This window comes from Flavobacterium sp. UBA7663 (genome assembly GCF_002483315.1).
Lineage (GTDB): Bacteria > Bacteroidota > Bacteroidia > Flavobacteriales > Flavobacteriaceae > Flavobacterium.
Genome location: NZ_DLHR01000019.1, coordinates 37,965 through 53,746, shown reverse-complemented (window position 1 = coordinate 53,746; position 15,782 = coordinate 37,965). Strand labels below are relative to the sequence as shown.

20 protein-coding genes are annotated in these 15,782 nt (G+C 32.3%); 14 read left to right on the top strand and 6 right to left on the bottom strand.

Annotated elements, in window-relative coordinates; all coding sequences use genetic code 11:
• Position 1: 1 nt before the first annotated feature.
• Positions 2-487 carry a DUF6265 family protein gene (locus B2741_RS07580; protein ID WP_291137122.1) on the bottom strand — a complete coding sequence of 162 codons (486 nt, stop codon included), beginning with the start codon at positions 485-487 and terminating at the stop codon, positions 2-4.
• Positions 488-2,014: a carbon-nitrogen hydrolase family protein gene (locus B2741_RS07575; protein WP_291137119.1), complete on the bottom strand. Its 1,527-nt coding sequence runs from the start codon at positions 2,012-2,014 to the stop codon at positions 488-490. It lies immediately after the preceding gene.
• A 186-nt stretch (positions 2,015-2,200) separates the two neighbouring features.
• Here B2741_RS07575 and B2741_RS07570 point away from each other — a divergent pair, with 186 nt between their 5' ends.
• The 4 genes from B2741_RS07570 (at position 2,201) to B2741_RS07555 (ending at position 3,804) form a co-directional block, all read left to right on the top strand.
• On the top strand, positions 2,201-2,569 hold the full coding sequence (locus B2741_RS07570) for a four helix bundle protein (protein ID WP_291137116.1): 369 nt from the start codon (positions 2,201-2,203) through the stop codon (positions 2,567-2,569).
• Positions 2,570-2,647: 78 nt separating this feature from the next.
• A complete protein-coding gene (locus B2741_RS07565) occupies positions 2,648-2,968 on the top strand; it encodes a single-stranded DNA-binding protein (RefSeq protein WP_291137113.1) in 321 nt (106 codons plus the stop codon).
• 67 nt (positions 2,969-3,035) lie between these two features.
• Positions 3,036-3,359 (top strand): single-stranded DNA-binding protein, encoded by a 324-nt coding sequence (locus B2741_RS07560; RefSeq protein WP_133608852.1) that lies wholly within the window; start codon positions 3,036-3,038, stop codon positions 3,357-3,359.
• Positions 3,360-3,366: 7 nt separating this feature from the next.
• The gene (locus tag B2741_RS07555; protein WP_291137110.1) at positions 3,367-3,804 is read left to right on the top strand and encodes an HRDC domain-containing protein; all 438 of its coding nucleotides are present in this window, start codon (positions 3,367-3,369) and stop codon (positions 3,802-3,804) included.
• A 29-nt stretch (positions 3,805-3,833) separates the two neighbouring features.
• On the opposite strand, the gene B2741_RS07550 is transcribed toward B2741_RS07555, so the two are convergent.
• The 4 genes from B2741_RS07550 to B2741_RS07535 form a co-directional block, all read right to left on the bottom strand.
• Positions 3,834-4,457, bottom strand: coding sequence for a chloramphenicol acetyltransferase (locus B2741_RS07550; protein ID WP_291137107.1), 624 nt, complete (start codon positions 4,455-4,457; stop codon positions 3,834-3,836).
• Entirely contained in the window at positions 4,454-5,140 is a 687-nt protein-coding gene (locus B2741_RS07545) for an HAD family hydrolase (RefSeq protein WP_291137104.1), read from the bottom strand. The genes B2741_RS07550 and B2741_RS07545 overlap by 4 nt, the downstream gene beginning before the upstream one ends.
• A gap of 64 nt (positions 5,141-5,204) precedes the next feature.
• Complete coding sequence (gene metG, locus B2741_RS07540; RefSeq protein WP_291137101.1) at positions 5,205-7,262, bottom strand: methionine--tRNA ligase; 2,058 nt, start codon at positions 7,260-7,262, stop codon at positions 5,205-5,207.
• A 90-nt stretch (positions 7,263-7,352) separates the two neighbouring features.
• On the bottom strand, positions 7,353-7,730 hold the full coding sequence (locus B2741_RS07535) for a GxxExxY protein (RefSeq protein WP_291137098.1): 378 nt from the start codon (positions 7,728-7,730) through the stop codon (positions 7,353-7,355).
• A gap of 242 nt (positions 7,731-7,972) precedes the next feature.
• On the opposite strand from B2741_RS07535, the gene B2741_RS07530 reads away from it, so the two are divergent.
• The 10 genes from B2741_RS07530 to B2741_RS07485 all read left to right on the top strand — a co-directional run bounded on the left by B2741_RS07530 (position 7,973) and on the right by B2741_RS07485 (position 15,781).
• Complete coding sequence (locus B2741_RS07530; RefSeq protein ID WP_291137095.1) at positions 7,973-8,869, top strand: S66 peptidase family protein; 897 nt, start codon at positions 7,973-7,975, stop codon at positions 8,867-8,869.
• A 37-nt stretch (positions 8,870-8,906) separates the two neighbouring features.
• Entirely contained in the window at positions 8,907-9,266 is a 360-nt protein-coding gene (locus tag B2741_RS07525; protein WP_291137092.1) for a YraN family protein, read from the top strand.
• 62 nt (positions 9,267-9,328) lie between these two features.
• Positions 9,329-9,994 (top strand): aspartate kinase, encoded by a 666-nt coding sequence (locus B2741_RS07520; protein ID WP_291137088.1) that lies wholly within the window; start codon positions 9,329-9,331, stop codon positions 9,992-9,994.
• A 107-nt stretch (positions 9,995-10,101) separates the two neighbouring features.
• Positions 10,102-12,726 carry a tetratricopeptide repeat protein gene (locus tag B2741_RS07515; protein ID WP_291137086.1) on the top strand — a complete coding sequence of 875 codons (2,625 nt, stop codon included), beginning with the start codon at positions 10,102-10,104 and terminating at the stop codon, positions 12,724-12,726.
• Between the two features lie 17 nt (positions 12,727-12,743).
• Entirely contained in the window at positions 12,744-13,103 is a 360-nt protein-coding gene (locus tag B2741_RS07510; protein WP_291137083.1) for a bactofilin family protein, read from the top strand.
• Entirely contained in the window at positions 13,103-13,327 is a 225-nt protein-coding gene (locus tag B2741_RS07505; protein WP_291137080.1) for an AtpZ/AtpI family protein, read from the top strand. The genes B2741_RS07510 and B2741_RS07505 overlap by 1 nt, the downstream gene beginning before the upstream one ends.
• A gap of 2 nt (positions 13,328-13,329) precedes the next feature.
• Positions 13,330-13,707 carry a hypothetical protein gene (locus B2741_RS07500; protein WP_290820696.1) on the top strand — a complete coding sequence of 126 codons (378 nt, stop codon included), beginning with the start codon at positions 13,330-13,332 and terminating at the stop codon, positions 13,705-13,707.
• A gap of 117 nt (positions 13,708-13,824) precedes the next feature.
• Positions 13,825-14,967, top strand: a complete 1,143-nt coding sequence (gene atpB, locus B2741_RS07495) for a F0F1 ATP synthase subunit A (RefSeq protein ID WP_291137077.1) — start codon at positions 13,825-13,827, stop codon at positions 14,965-14,967.
• A gap of 36 nt (positions 14,968-15,003) precedes the next feature.
• Positions 15,004-15,192: an ATP synthase F0 subunit C gene (atpE, locus tag B2741_RS07490; RefSeq protein WP_111566383.1), complete on the top strand. Its 189-nt coding sequence runs from the start codon at positions 15,004-15,006 to the stop codon at positions 15,190-15,192.
• An 88-nt stretch (positions 15,193-15,280) separates the two neighbouring features.
• Positions 15,281-15,781, top strand: a complete 501-nt coding sequence (locus B2741_RS07485; RefSeq protein WP_111566382.1) for a F0F1 ATP synthase subunit B — start codon at positions 15,281-15,283, stop codon at positions 15,779-15,781.
• Position 15,782 lies beyond the last annotated feature (1 nt).

The window sequence follows — 15,782 nt, the reverse complement described above, 5'->3', positions numbered from 1 at the left end:
TTTACTTCTTGAAATTAAACTTCATTTCCTTTCCACTATCTTCAAAAACCACGTAAAGATTGATTTCTTTATCCGAAATTTTCTCAAACGTAAATTTGTCGAAATACACATGTGTCTGGGTGACTTTTACCAATTCAAAGTTTTCACTGACTTCAGGTTTTTCCCAGCCTTTCAATTCGCCATCAAAGTGTTTGAGTTGTAATAAAAGGGTTTTGTCTTTTTCAATAATGTGTCCCAATTCATAAAAAACAACTTTTCCGTCTACGACTAATTTGAAATTAAACATCATCGAATTTCCAATGGGTTCACTCCAAGTTTCTTGACAAATGCCACCTAATGCTTCGCCTGTCCAATTCCCGACAATCCATTTTACATCTTTTAAGGTGGCTTTTGGCGAACCTTTTTCATCGTTATAATTCAGAGTGTTTTGTGCGTTACTAAAAGTATTTCCTAAAACAAAAAGCAGTAAAAAAAGAAAGGTTTTCATCTATTTTATTTTTTTAAGTTGATACAAATCATGTCTACGATCTTTCATGGTTCTAACGCTACCATGTTCGTGCAATTCTTTTAATAAATTAATGTCAACGTCTACAATTAGCGTCATTTCGGTGTTTGCTGTGGTTTCAGCTTTAATTCCGTTACTTGGAAATGCAAAATCAGATGGTGTAAAAACAGCCGATTGCGCATATTGAATGTCCATGTTGTTTACTTTTGGTAAATTTCCAACACAACCCGCAATAGCAACATAACATTCGTTTTCAATAGCACGTGCTTGTGCACAATGTTTTACGCGTGTATAGCCATTTTGAGTATCGGTTAAAAAGGGAACAAACAAAATATTCATACCTTCGTCTGCCATTAAACGAGAAATTTCTGGAAATTCTACATCATAACAAATTACAATTCCAATTTTACCACAATCGGTGTCAAAAGTTTGAATGGTATCGCCACCTGTAATTCCCCAATAGAAAATTTCGTTAGGCGTGATGTGAATTTTACGATACATTTCTTGTGTTCCATCTCTTCGGCATAAAAAACCTACGTTATACACGTGTCCGTCCTCTAAATACGGCATACTTCCAGTAATGATATTGATGTTGTAAGAAATAGCAAATTCTTGCATCTTCTTTCGAATAGCATCGGTATATTTTGCCAATTCTTTGATGGCTTCTGCTTCCGAAAGGTGATTGTAATCGGCCATTAAAGGCGCAATAAATAGTTCTGGAAACAATGCAAAGTCGCTTCCGTATCCAGAAACGGTATCTACAAAAAATTCGGTTTGTTCAAAAAGAGCTTCTAAATTTCCTAAGGAACGCATTTGCCACTGAATTAATCCCAATCGAACAATACTTTTTTCAGTATTAATTAATCTAGGATTGTCTTCATAATAAACGTTATTCCATTCTAATAAAACCGCATACTCTTGCGATTCTATGTCGCCTTCCAAATAATTTTTTAGCACACGAACTTCGTGAAAATCATTACTCAATTGAAACGATAAAACAGGATCATAAATTTCTTTACGCTTTACTTTATGAATGTATTGTTTTGGATTAATTTCGGATGCATATTTTCCATAACTAGGAATTCTTCCTGCAAAAATGATGGATTTTAAGTTTAATTGTTCGCACAATTCTTTCCGCGAATCGTATAATCTTCTTCCCAATCGCAATCCTCTATATTTTGGATTGATAAAAACGTCAATTCCGTATAAAACTTCTCCTTTAGGATTGTGAGTTGAAAACGTATAATTTCCTGTAATGGTTTTGTAGTTTTTGGTTTTAAATGCAAAATCTTCGGTAACCAAAATGGATAATGCTGAACCAACCACAACTCCGTCAGCTACAATTACAAGTTGACCTTCAGGAAATAAAGCTAATAATTTTTCGATATGATTTTCTTTCCAATATGAATTTACCATTTCAGGATACGATTCAATCATGGATTTTTTTAATTCTTTGTAATCTTCAATTTGAAGATTTCGTAATTCTACTTTGTTAATTAAATTTGGCATATAGTATTGATTTTCAACAAATATAGCGAAAATAGTTTCCATTTACAAACGCTTACAAATATTTACAACCGAAAGTAAATAGCTAAATACCGAATAACCTTTTTTTCTCGCCACATCTTTGCACTGTCGAAATGAACGAATTATTAGTCGCAGTTTTCAGTCACAGTTTTCAGAAAAATTAATAGAATGGATTTCAAAGAATTATTAGCATATCAAAAAGCTTTTTCATTAGCTATGGAAATTAAAAAAGTATCAGACTCGTTTCCAAAAGATGAAAAATATGCACTAACTGATCAAATCAGAAGGTCATCAAGAAGTGTATGTGCCAATATCGCCGAAGCTTACAGAAAAAGAAGATATATAAATCATTTTATAAGTAAGCTTACTGATTCTGATGGTGAAAATTCTGAAACTTCCGTTTGGTTAGATTTTGCTTTAGAATGCAATTATTTATCAAAGACTCAATATATTGATATGATAAATAAGTCGGAAGAAATTGGTAAAATAATTAATTATATGATTTTAAATCCAACAAGATTTGGTTGTAAATTATAAAATTAAACACCTGTGACTGAACACTGCGACTGCGACTAAAAAAGTAACATAATTATTAACATTAAATATTTAAACGCCATGAAAAACAGAGTACAATTAATCGGACACGTAGGACAAGAACCAGAAATCAAAAACTTAGAATCTGGAAGAGTAGCAAACTTCACTATCGCTACAAATGAAAATTACACCAACACCAAAGGTGAAAAAGTTGAACAAACCGAATGGCACCGCGTTTCCGCTTGGGGAAAAACAGTAGACATAATCGAAAAATTAGTAACCAAAGGAAGTCACGTTGCCATCGAAGGTAAACTAACCCACAGAAGTTACGACGATAAAGACGGAAACAAACGTTATATAACGGAAGTTGTTGCCAATGAATTGGTTCTATTGAGCAAATAAGTCAAGAACAATTTCAAAATCAACATCAAAATACTTTCATAAACACAAACATTAAATTTTATACGCCATGAAGAATTCAGTACAATTAATCGGACACGTTGGTCAAGAACCAGAAATCAAAAACCTTGAAGGAGGAAAAAAATTAGCAAACATCAGCATCGCTACAAACGAAGTGTATTACAAAGACAACGGTGACAAAGTAGAACAAACGCAGTGGCACCGAGTAACCGCTTGGGGCAAAACGGCTGATATCATTGAAAGATTTGTAACCAAAGGTAAAGAAATCGCTATCGAAGGCAAACTAACTCATAGAAGTTACGACGACAAAGACGGAAATAAACGTTTTGTTACCGAAGTTGTAGCAAACGAAATTTTGTTAATCGGTAAATAAGGATGCTATGCAAGTTAAAGTATTTTCAATCCGTTTGGATAACGCATTTTTGGAGTACGATCAACAACAATTGAATGCTTTTTTGAATTCGGTTACGTTTAAAAAATCGAGCCCGCAATTTGTTGAGAGTGAAGAAGCATATTGGTCCGTGATTGTTCATTATGAATCAGAAGAACAAGAAAAACAAGAGCGATTAGAACGTAAATCGTATGAAGATTTGAATCCGAAAGACAAACAAGTTTACGGTTATTTGAATCAGTGGAGAAACGAAAAATCAGAAGCTTTGAAACTGAAAAAGTATATGATTTGTCACAATTCGGAACTAATCGATTTAGCCATGTATAAGCCAAGTAACTTAGATGAATTGCAACAAATTAAAGGTTTCGGAAAACAAAAATCGGAGAGATTCGGAGAAGATATTTTAGCAATTTTGAATGCTGTTTGATTAATAAACCATCGACTTTTGTCGGTGGTTTATTTATTTAATTCCGCTTGTAAAGCATCAACAAATAATCCCATGTGATAGCCGTCTACTAAACCATGATGTGCTAAAACCGTCATCGCCATGGTTTTTTTACCGTCTTCAGTCATTAACTTTCCATACGAAACTTTTGGACAACTATCTTTTAAAGAGTATTTTCTTGAGTGTGTTAAACCTGTGAAATTAATCCAAGGAACGGCAGAAAAATGAATGATATTTTCAGGAAATTCTCTTGTAAATAGTCCTGGTGTTATTTGAATTCTTTCGATTTCAGTTTGAACGTTTTTAGCAAATTCGTGAATATCGGAATGATATTTCATAAAAGAGAATCCAAACGTTTTGTCTTCGCGCATTATTGTTGAAGAAGCGTCAATTTCGTCATAAAGCATCACATCATTTCCTTGAATTCGATACCTGAAATTTTCCACGTGGTTTACAGCAGCAATCGTTTTGTGTAAATAATAAACAAAAAACGGAATTTGCATGGCTTTCGCTTTTTCATAAGCAATAGTCATGTCTATAGGTGTAGTAATCCCAAAAAAAGGTTCTTCGAAAGTACAGAAAAATTCAAAATGTTCTTTTCGATTCCAAGTAGAGATGTCTATTTTTTGCTTCATTTTAGTAAGGGTAAAATCTCAGTAATATTGGTAAACGATTTGAAATTATCGTGCTCGATTTCAAAATCAATTTTTTCGTATTCCCAAGTCGTGTGATACGGAATGTGAATCGCATGTCCGCCAATATTTAAAACAGGTAAAACGTCTGATTTTAATGAATTTCCAATCATTAGAAAATCTTCGGCTTTACAATCTAAACGACCTAACATTTTTTCATAATCCAATTCGGCTTTGTCACTCATGACTTCGATATGATGAAAATAAGCACCAATTCCTGAATCGTGCAATTTGCGGTGTTGGTCTTTTAAATCGCCTTTTGTAGCTACAATTAATTTATGACTTTCTTTTAATTGTTCTAAAACTTCAGTTACATTGGGTAATAATTCTACTGGTTTTTGCAGTAAATCTTTCCCAATAGCTAAAATTTGCTCAATTCCTTTTCCCGAAATTTTATGATTGGTTAATTCCAAAGCCGATTCTATCATTGACAATGTAAATGCTTTGATTCCGAAACCATACAGTGGTAAATTCTTAATTTGATGATTCAAAATCAACCCTAAAATTTCTTGACTCGAAGCATAATCTTGAAACAAAACACAAAAGCGTTCTTGCGCCTCATCGAAATAAGGTTCGTTGTGCCATAAAGTATCGTCGGCGTCGAAAGCGATTATTTTTGGGTTCATAGTTATTGTTTTTTACCGCAGATTCACAGATTGTATATATAAATCTGCGAATCTGCGGTTATTTTTAAGAAATCATCGCACCATTAATTACACCTTCTGCATCTGGATTTACAAAAACCAATTTTCCTTCTGCATTATTGGTTAACAATAACATGCCTTCGCTTTCCACACCACGTAAAGCTCTTGGTGCTAAGTTTACTAAAACAGTTACGCGTTTTCCAATAACTTCTTCAGGTGTAAAATGCTCAGCAATTCCAGAGACGATGGTTCTAACATCAATTCCAGTATCTACTTTTAAAACTAAAAGTTTGTTGGCTTTTGGCATTTTTTCTGCTTCGATAATCGTTCCAATTCGTAAATCTATTTTGGCAAAATCTTCAAACGAAGCCGTTTCTTTTTGCGGTTCAGCTTTTGCGTTTTCCACTTTATTGGCAGTTTTAGTTGCTTCTAATTTGTCTAATTGTTTTTGGATTTCGGCATCTTCAATTTGGGCAAACAAAATTTCGGCTTGACCAATTTGATGTCCTGCTGGTAATAAATCTGTTTTCGTCGTTACATCATTCCAACCTAAAGCATCTATTTTTAAAATATTCGATAATTTTTTAGCTGTAAACGGTAAAAATGGTTCCGATAAAACCGCTAAAGCAGAAGCAATTTGTAACGCCACATACATTTGAGTTTGCACTCTTGTCGGATTTTCTTTTACCATTTTCCATGGTTCTTCATCTGCTAAATATTTGTTTCCTAAACGCGCTACGTTCATTAATTCGCCCAACGCTTCTCTGAATCTATAACGCTCAATTGAACTTGAAATTACAGCTGGATACGCTTTTAATTCGTCTAAAGTTTGTTCGTCAACTTCAGAAAATTCGTTTGGAGCTGGAACAATTCCGTTGTAATATTTATTAGTCAACACCACCACACGATTGATGAAATTTCCAAAAATCGCCGCTAATTCATTATTATTTCTTGCTTGAAAATCTTTCCAAGTAAAGTCATTATCTTTTGTTTCTGGAGCATTTGCCGTTAATGCATAACGCAACGAATCTTGTTTTTCTGGGAAATCTTGTAAATATTCGTGCAACCAAACCGCCCAGTTTTTTGAAGTAGATAATTTGTTTCCTTCCAAATTTAAAAATTCATTTGCCGGAACATTATCGGGTAAAATATAACTTCCTTCTGCTTTTAACATCGCTGGGAAAATAATGCAATGGAAAACGATATTGTCTTTTCCAATGAAGTGAACCAATTTTGTATCGGCATCTTTCCAATACGGTTCCCAATCTTTTTCTTCACGAGCCGCCCATTCTTTGGTTGAAGAAATGTAGCCAATTGGCGCATCAAACCAAACATATAATTTTTTTCCTTCGGCACCTTCAACTGGAACATCAATTCCCCAATCTAAATCACGTGTTACGGCTCTTGGTTCTAAACCACCATCAACCCACGATTTTACTTGTCCGTAAACATTTGGTTTCCAATCGTTTTTATGACCTTCTAAAATCCATTCTCTTAAGAACGATTCGTAACGATTTAAAGGTAAAAACCAGTGTTTCGTTGATTTTAAAATTGGAGTTTCTCCTGTAATAGTTGATTTTGGATTAATTAAATCGGTTGCATTTAAAGTCGAACCACATTTTTCACATTGATCGCCGTAAGCTTCTGGATTGTCGCACTTTGGACAAGTTCCAGTCACAAAACGGTCTGCTAAAAATTGGTCTGCTTTTGCATCGTATAATTGTTCGGTAGTTTCTTCGATGAAATCTCCGTTATCGTATAATTTTTTGAAAAATTCTGATGCGGTTTTATGATGAATCTCCGAAGAAGTTCTTGAATAATTATCAAATGAAATCCCGAAATCTAAAAACGATTGACGAATAATTCCGTCATATTTATCAATTACTTGTTGAGGCGTAATGCCTTCTTTTTTCGCTTTCATTGAAATCGCCACACCATGCTCGTCGCTTCCACAAATGAAAGCCACATCTTTTCCTTGCAAACGCAAATATCTCGCATAAATATCAGAAGGAACATAAACACCCGCTAAATGTCCAATGTGAATAGGGCCATTTGTATAAGGTAAAGCCGCTGTAATCGTATATCTTTTTGGATTTTCTAACATAATTATTTAATTTTAACGCAAAGACGCTAAGTTTTTCGCAAAGCTATGTAAAGTAATTTTAAGTTTTTAAAAGTGCAAATGTCGTGAAAATTATAATTTATTCACAACTCGTCTGATGCCTTCTTTTAAAAGAACGGAATTAAAGTTTAAAAGTAAGCCTAATTTGAAATTACCAAGCCTTAAATAAGTTAAAGTTTGTGCAAAATGAAGTTCGGAAAGTTCTTCAACACTTTTTAATTCTAAAACCAGTTTATCTTCTACAAGTAAATCGATTCGATATCCGCAATCTAGTTTTACATCTTCGAAAATCAATGGAATTGATTTTTCTTTTTCAACTTTAAATCCTGCTTGTACAAGTTTATAATAAAGACATTCTTTATATGTGTTTTCAAGTAAGCCAGGTCCTAATGCATTGTGAACTTCAATTGCAATTCCAATAACTTTATTTGAGATTTCATTTTCTGTCATTTTTTCCTTTTTTGACTTTGCGAAAAACTTCTAAACTTTGCGTTAAATTCCGAACAACAGAAGTGTTAATTTAAGAGAGCAAAGATTATTTTATTAAAAACTGAAACAAAAATAATCGATTAGTGACGAAATCCCGAATTTTAATTGGATTTTGTTTACTTTTGAGTTAATAAAATCTGACTATGTATAGATTTATTTTAGTACTTATTTTAATTTCAAACTTTTCTCATTCGCAAAAGAAAATGAAAATTCCACCTTATCTAAAAAAAGGCGACACAGTTGCTATTGTTTGTACGGCTCGTAAATTTTTTCCAGAAGATGCAAAACCCGCTATTGAATTATTAGAATCTTGGGGATTAAAAGCCAAATTAGGCAAAACCATAGGTTTAGATAGTTGTCAACTTGGCGGAACCGATACAGAAAGAATTGCTGATTTTCAAGAAATGATGGATGACGACAATATCAAAGCGATTTGGTGCGCGCGTGGTGGATATGGAACGGTTCGAATAATAGATTCGTTGGATTTTACCAAATTCAAAAAGCATCCGAAATGGATTATGGGATTTTCTGATGTTACGGTTTTGCATAGTCAATTGAATGTGGAACGCGTTGCGACATTACATTCGATTATGCCATTTACGGTTCCAAAAGCACCTGAAGAAGTAAAAGAAACTTTGAGAAAAGCAATGTTTGGAGAGGCGATTTCGTATACAATTCCATCAAAATCATATGATGTAAAAGGAAAAGCTTCAGGCGAATTAGTAGGAGGAAATATTTCGATTTTATATAGTTTATTGGGTTCAAAATCATCGATTGATACAAAAGGAAAAATTCTCTTTATTGAAGATTTGGACGAATATTTGTATCACATTGACAGAATGATGTACAACTTAAAACGCAATGGATATTTTGAAAATGTAAAAGGAATTATTGTGGGAAGTATGGCCGATATGCACGATAACGAAATTCCGTTTGGACAAAATGAAGTGCAAATTATTACCGCAATTGCCAAAGAATACAACATTCCAATTGTGTTTGAATTCCCAGCTGGACATCAAAAAGACAATAGAACTTTGATTCTTGGAAAACAAGTAGATTTTGAAGTGAATGATAAAGAAGTAAAATTGATTTTTGATTGATGATTAACGATTAACGATTGTTGATTTAAGAAATAAAATGGCGGAACACAATGATTTAGGAAAATTTGGAGAAGAATTGGCAGTTGATTTCTTAGAAAAAAACGGCTACGAAATCTTAGAAACCAATTGGGTTTTTGACAAAGCTGAAATCGATATTATTGCTCAAAAAAATGGAATACTAGCTGTTGTTGAAGTTAAAACGCGTTCGAGTTTAGATTTTGGTTTACCACAAGAATTTGTAAAGCCTAAGAAAATTCAATTATTGGTAAAAGCTATAAATGAATACGTTACCCAAAACGATTTAGATGTTGAAGTACGTTTTGATATTGTTGCTATTCATAAAGAAAACACAGAATTTGTTATAGAACACATCGAAGAAGCATTTTATTATTTTTAATGTTAAATTTGTAACAAATTGTTTTTTGTTTTTATCTTTGCGCCCAACAAACAACTAAAAACATGAAAACAATATCTTCAGTAGTAGAGCAATACATTAAATCTAAGCCTTTTTTATTGAGTTCGCTTTCGCAAGGAATCATTAATTTGACTTCTTTAGCTCGTATTATGATGCCTGAATTAGAGGCGCATTTAGGTAAAGATGTAAAACAAGGCGCAGTAGTAATGTCATTAAAAAGACTTTCTGAAGAGTTGGATTTTAAAATCAACTATAAAATTTCAAAGGTCTTAAAAAATATTGGTGAAATCACGGTTCGTTCTTCGTTAACAGATTTTACTTACGTAATTTCGGACACTCTTTTAGATAATCAAGCCAAGTTAATTTCGGAAATTAATAAGCAACAAGATATTTTTTATACGTCTTCTCGTGGCGTAAATGAAACCAATATTGTAATTAGTGCTTCGGTAGAATTGCTAATCGAATCTATTTTTAAGAATGAAAAATTAACACATAAAATAGAGAATCTTTCTTCTATCACGGTAAAATTACCACAAGAAAATATTTCGACACCTGGGGTTTACTATTATATTTTTCAAAGATTGGCTTGGGAAGGAATTATCATTCATGAAGTAATTTCAACTACAAACGAATTTACAATTATTGTTAGCGATGATCAAATTGATGTTGCATTTAAGGTGATAAAAGACCTAAAAAATGTGTTTGATTAACAAAAAATAGCTTATTTTTTTTCACATCAAAAAAAGAAACGTATTTTTACCATTCTATACATACTAAAAAGTGATTTTAGTAGTTTAAGTACAAAAACGTTTTTACATTGAAAAGCACTATAATTAAATACTCTCTTGTCGTAGGTTTTTTATATTTTTTGATAGCATGTTCTGTCAAGAAAGATAAATTTATTAATCGCAATTTTCACGCGGTAACTACCGAATATAACGTTTTATATAACGGAAATTTAGCTCTAACTAAAGGTTTAGAAGAATTAAAAGTAACCTATAAAGATAATTTTTGGGAAGTACTTCCAGTAGAGCGAACATCAGATGCCGAAGAGGCTATTTTACCAGGACAAACAAAGAACCAAAATTTCGAACGTGCCGAAGAAAAAGCAGTAAAAGCAATTCAAACGCATTCCATGAATATTGCTGGGACTGAAAAAAATCCGCAAATGGATGAAGCGTATTTGTTGTTAGCAAAGGCTCGTTATTATGAAAACCGATTTATTCCATCTTTAGAAGCTTTAAATTACATTCTTTATAAATATCCTTTAAGTGACCGAATTTATCATGCAAAAGTATGGCGTGAGAAAGTAAATATTCGATTAGATAACGAAGATGTTGCTATCAAAAATCTGAAAAGACTTTTAAAAGACGAAAAAATTCAAGGTCAAGATTTAGCAGATGCTAATGCTATGTTGGCACAAGCTTACATGAACATTCAAGTTAAAGATACTGCTATTGCTGCTTTAAAAGTTGCAAAAGAAGCCACTAACGACAATGAAGAAAAAGCACGTTATACTTTTATTTTAGGTCAGTTATATGAGAATCTTCAATATAATGACAGTGCTTATGCGACTTTTCAGGAAGTTATTGATATGAATAGAAAATCGCCACGCAGATATGTTGTCCAATCGCATGCTAAACAAGCACTGCAATTTGATTATAAAAAAGGCGATACATTAGCATTTGTTGAAAAATTCAATAAACTTTTAGAAGATAGAGAAAACCGACCTTATTTGGATGTCTTGAATCATCAAATGGGAATTTTTTATGACAAACAAGGATTAAATCAAAAAGCAAAATGGTACTATAATAAATCGATAAAATCGGTTTCCCAAGACAGCTATTTAGTTTCTTCAAACTATAGAAATATTGGAGAAATTTATTTTAAAGAAGCCCAATACAAAACAGCAGGTAAATATTACGATAGTACTTTGTTACGATTAAACGATAGAACACGTGAATATCGAAAAATAAAGAAAAAAAGAGATAATTTAGAAGATGTTATTAAATATGAAACTATTGCACAACAAAACGATAGTATTTTATCGGTTGTAGCAATGAATGATTCTGACAGGAATCTATATTATCAAAAGTACATCGCTAAATTAAAAATTGAAGACGAGAAAAAGGCTAAAATTGCCGCCGCAAAAGCAGAGAAAGAAGCAAATCTTCAAGCAAGTCTTAATAATAACTCTTCTGTAAATACAAATACTCCAGGGAAGAAGGATACGCAAGTAATTGATATGGGTCTTTCTCCGATGTTACCTCCTGGAATGGGAGCTGACAATAATGAAGGCAGTTTTTATTTTTACAATCCGGTAGCGGTAGAACTTGGTAAGAAAGAATTTCAGGTGAGATGGGGAAAACGACCACTTGCCGACGATTGGAGATTGGGTTCAAAAAACGCAAACGATTCGAATAATGCTGACGATGACAACATTGATGTTGATCAAAAAGATTCAGTTGGTGAAAAGGAAATGAATCCAAAGTACGATGCACAATTTTATTTAGCTCAAATTCCAACAGACCCAAAACTTTTAGATAGTTTAGCCAGAGATCGAAATTTTGCATATTATCAGCTTGGACTTATCTACAAAGAAAAATTCAAAGAATATGAATTGGCAGCTTCTCGTTTGGAGCAATTATTAAAAAACAAACCTGAAGAGCGTTTGGTACTTCCAGCAATGTATAATTTGTATAAAATTTATCAGCAAATTTCGCCTTCAAAAGCAGCAGATATGAAACAGCAAATCTTGTCGCAATATCCGGATAGCCGTTATGCTCAAATTTTGAATAATCCAGAAGTTGAAATTACAGATAACGATAATCCAGAATTGGTATTTAATGCTTTGTATAAGAAGTTTGAAAACAATCAATTAAGAGAGGTTTTTGTAGAAGTAGATGAAGCCATTTTTAAATTTACTGGTGAAGAATCTTTGCCGAAATTTGAAATGCTTAAAGCAAAAATAGTAGGAAGATTAAAAGGGGTAGAAGAATATAAAAAAGCATTAAATTTTGTTGCACTAACGTATCCTAATGTTGATGAAGGAAAACAAGCCGAAAAAATGGTGCAAATGGAAGTGCTGTTAATTGAAGCACTTGATTTTGGTTTAGTACAACCAACGAGTTACAAAATTATTTTTCCTAAAACGTATCCTTACGGCAAAGAAGTCAAAAATCTAACAGATAAAGTAGCAAAATACATTAAAGACACCAATGCAGTGGCATTAAAATCGTCTGAAGATATTTATACTTTAACAGATAACTTTATTGTAATTCATGGTTTTGATAATAAAGATGCCGCGATATCAGTATTATCAGTATTACAATTGCATAAAAATTACAAACTAACAGACAAAGTTTACATTATTTCAACAGAGGATTACAAGATCGTACAGATGAAGAAGAAGTTGCAAGAATGGATTTTGTTAAATAAATAACCCCAATACCTACTAATATGTTTGAAAAAGTGAAAAACCAAGATCATTTATTAGGCAAAACCAATAGAATTGTAGATGGAACTACTATTACTGGAGATATTACTACTTTAGCAGATTTTCGTTTAGACGGAAAATTAAAAGGTAATTTCACTTCCGAAGGTAAAATCGTAATTGGTCCAACTGGAGAAGTCATAGGTGATATCATTTGTAAAAGCATTGATATTGAAGGAGTTTTTTCAGGAAAACTACAATCCGAAGGCATGTTAAACGTAAAATCAAAGGCACATATAACAGGAGAAGTAATCGTTGGTAAATTAGCAGTAGAGCCTGGGGCTAGATTTGAAGCTAGTTGCGAAATGCGAACTCAAAACAAATAATGGATTCAAACAATAAGAAACAATCCAACAAGTGGTTAGCACTAATTAATATCCCATTTCAAATGGGATTGATTATTTTTGGCTTTTCGTATCTTGGTGGTTGGCTCGATGAAAAATACCCAAATCCCGAAGGTTATTTTCTGAAAGGAATTACACTTCTTGGAGTCTTTGTTGCGCTATATAATGTAATTAAACAAGTAAATCAATTAAATAATAATAAGTAAAGATGTTAAAAAAATTACCCGTAACTGTTCAAGCTTTATTAATTTCAATCGTTTTTTTTCTAATTCACTTTGGAATAGTTACTTTTTTAAATAAGATTGACACAATACCTTTTTTAATGTCGTATGCTTTACAATTTATAATGACATTGGCTATTTTGTTAGCAATGATTAAAATTTATGAAACAGCTAAAGAACAATTAGGTTTTGCTTTTTTAGGACTGTCTACCTTAAAAGTAGGTATTAGTTATTTTTTTGCAACCGAATATTTATTTCAAAATAAGGTTATGCTTGAAACAAACAAAATTAATTTTTTCATCACTTTTCTGTTTTTTTTAAGTCTAGATGTCTATTTTACAATAAGATTGCTAAACAAAAAGTAATTTGAGGCAAAAAAATCATTAAATATTCAAAAAAAAATATTTTTGAAACTTGGAATATTAATTAAAGTTGTACTTTTGCAAAAATTTTTAAGACCAAAATTTTAGAATATAATCAATATGGTGATTTCAAGAAAACCACTTCATGTAATAGCAGCAATCGCAATCGCGATATTGCCTTTATTTAGTTTTGCTAATGTTTCTAATGATTCAGTTAAAAAAGAAGCTCATGAAGTTCATGTTGCTACTGATGCTAATCACGGAGAAACAGCTGAGCCTCAGGACAAGAAAGCTAAAGTAGATGCGTACATCCAACATCACTTACAAGATTCTCACGATTTTACTTTTTTCTCAGATGAAAAAGAAGGTAAACATTATGGGTTTTCATTACCAGTTATTTTAATTGATAATGGTTTAAAAGTATTTTCATCTTCTAAATTTCACCACGGAGAAACTGTAGCTGAAGTTGATGGAAATTTCTACAAATTATACCACGGAAAAATTTATAAAACCGATGCTGCTGGAACTATTAACTACGACGAGCACCATCATCCAACAAATGCAAAACCATTAGATTTTTCAATTACGAAAAACGTGTTTTCAATGTTGTTTACGTCTGTTTTATTATTGTTCATGTTTATTGGTTTAGCTAAATCATATAAAAAAGGACCAATTCCAACTGGATTTGGTAGAGTGTTAGAGCCGCTTATCTTATTCATCAGAGACGAAATTGCTATTCCAAATATTGGAGAGAAAAAATATAGAAAATTCATGGGTTATTTATTAACTGTGTTTTTCTTAATTTGGTTATTAAACTTACTTGGAATGACTCCACTAGGAATCAACGTTACAGGTAATATTGCGGTAACTATTTGCTTGGCGTTATTTACTTACTTTATTACACAATTTAGTGCTAATAAAGATTATTGGATGCATATTTTTTGGATGCCAGGTGTTCCGGTTCCAATGAAGATTATCTTAATGCCAATTGAAATTTTAGGAACATTAACAAAACCATTCGCATTATTAATTCGTTTGTTCGCAAACATTACAGCGGGACACGTTGTAATCATGAGTTTAATTGCAATGATTTTCGTTGGAAAAAATTTAGCAGCTGACTTACCTATATCATTAGGATTAACATTGTTTATTTCAATTATCGAAGTTTTAGTAGCATTCCTACAAGCTTTTATCTTTACAATGTTGTCGTCATTATTTATTGGTATGGCAGTTCAAGATCATCATCACGATGATCATCATTAAAATTTGAGTATTGTTTAATTTTATAAATCAATTATTATGTACAATTTAATTGGAGCTGGTTTAGTAGTAATCGGTGCAGGTTTAGGTTTAGGAAAAATTGGTGGTTCTGCAATGGACGCTATCGCACGTCAGCCAGAAGCTGCTGGTAAAATTCAAACAGCGATGATTATTATCGCTGCTTTATTAGAAGGTTTAGCATTCGCTGCTTTAATCTTAGGAAAATAATAAAGAAACAAAAACAGTATCTGTAACGGTTGGTTACAGGTACTGCTTTTAAAAAGAAAGTACTATTTAAACATATATTTTTCAAAACATGGAGAAATTAATTAACGATTTTTCATTCGGACTATTTTTCTGGCAAGCTATTATCTTATTAATATTAATCGTATTAATGGTTAAATTTGCATGGAAACCTATCATGAATTCAATTGTAGCTCGTGAGGAAGGAATTTCTAACGCTTTATTAGCGGCTGAAAACGCTAAAAAAGATATGTTAAACTTGAAGTCTGATAATGAAAAATTATTAGCTGAAGCAAGAGCTGAAAGAGACTTGATGATTAAAGAAGCAAGAGAAATCAAAGAAAAAATGATTGCTGATGCTAAATCTGAAGCACAAGTTCAAGGAGCAGCAATGATTGAATCTGCGAAAGCAACAATCGAAAGTGAGAAAAATGCAGCTATGGCAGAATTGAAAAATCAAGTTTCTTCTTTGTCATTAGAAATTGCTGAGACATTATTAAAAGGAGAATTATCTAACAAAGAAGCTCAAACTAAATTGGTTGAGAAAATGTTAGGTGACGCTAAATTAAACTAAT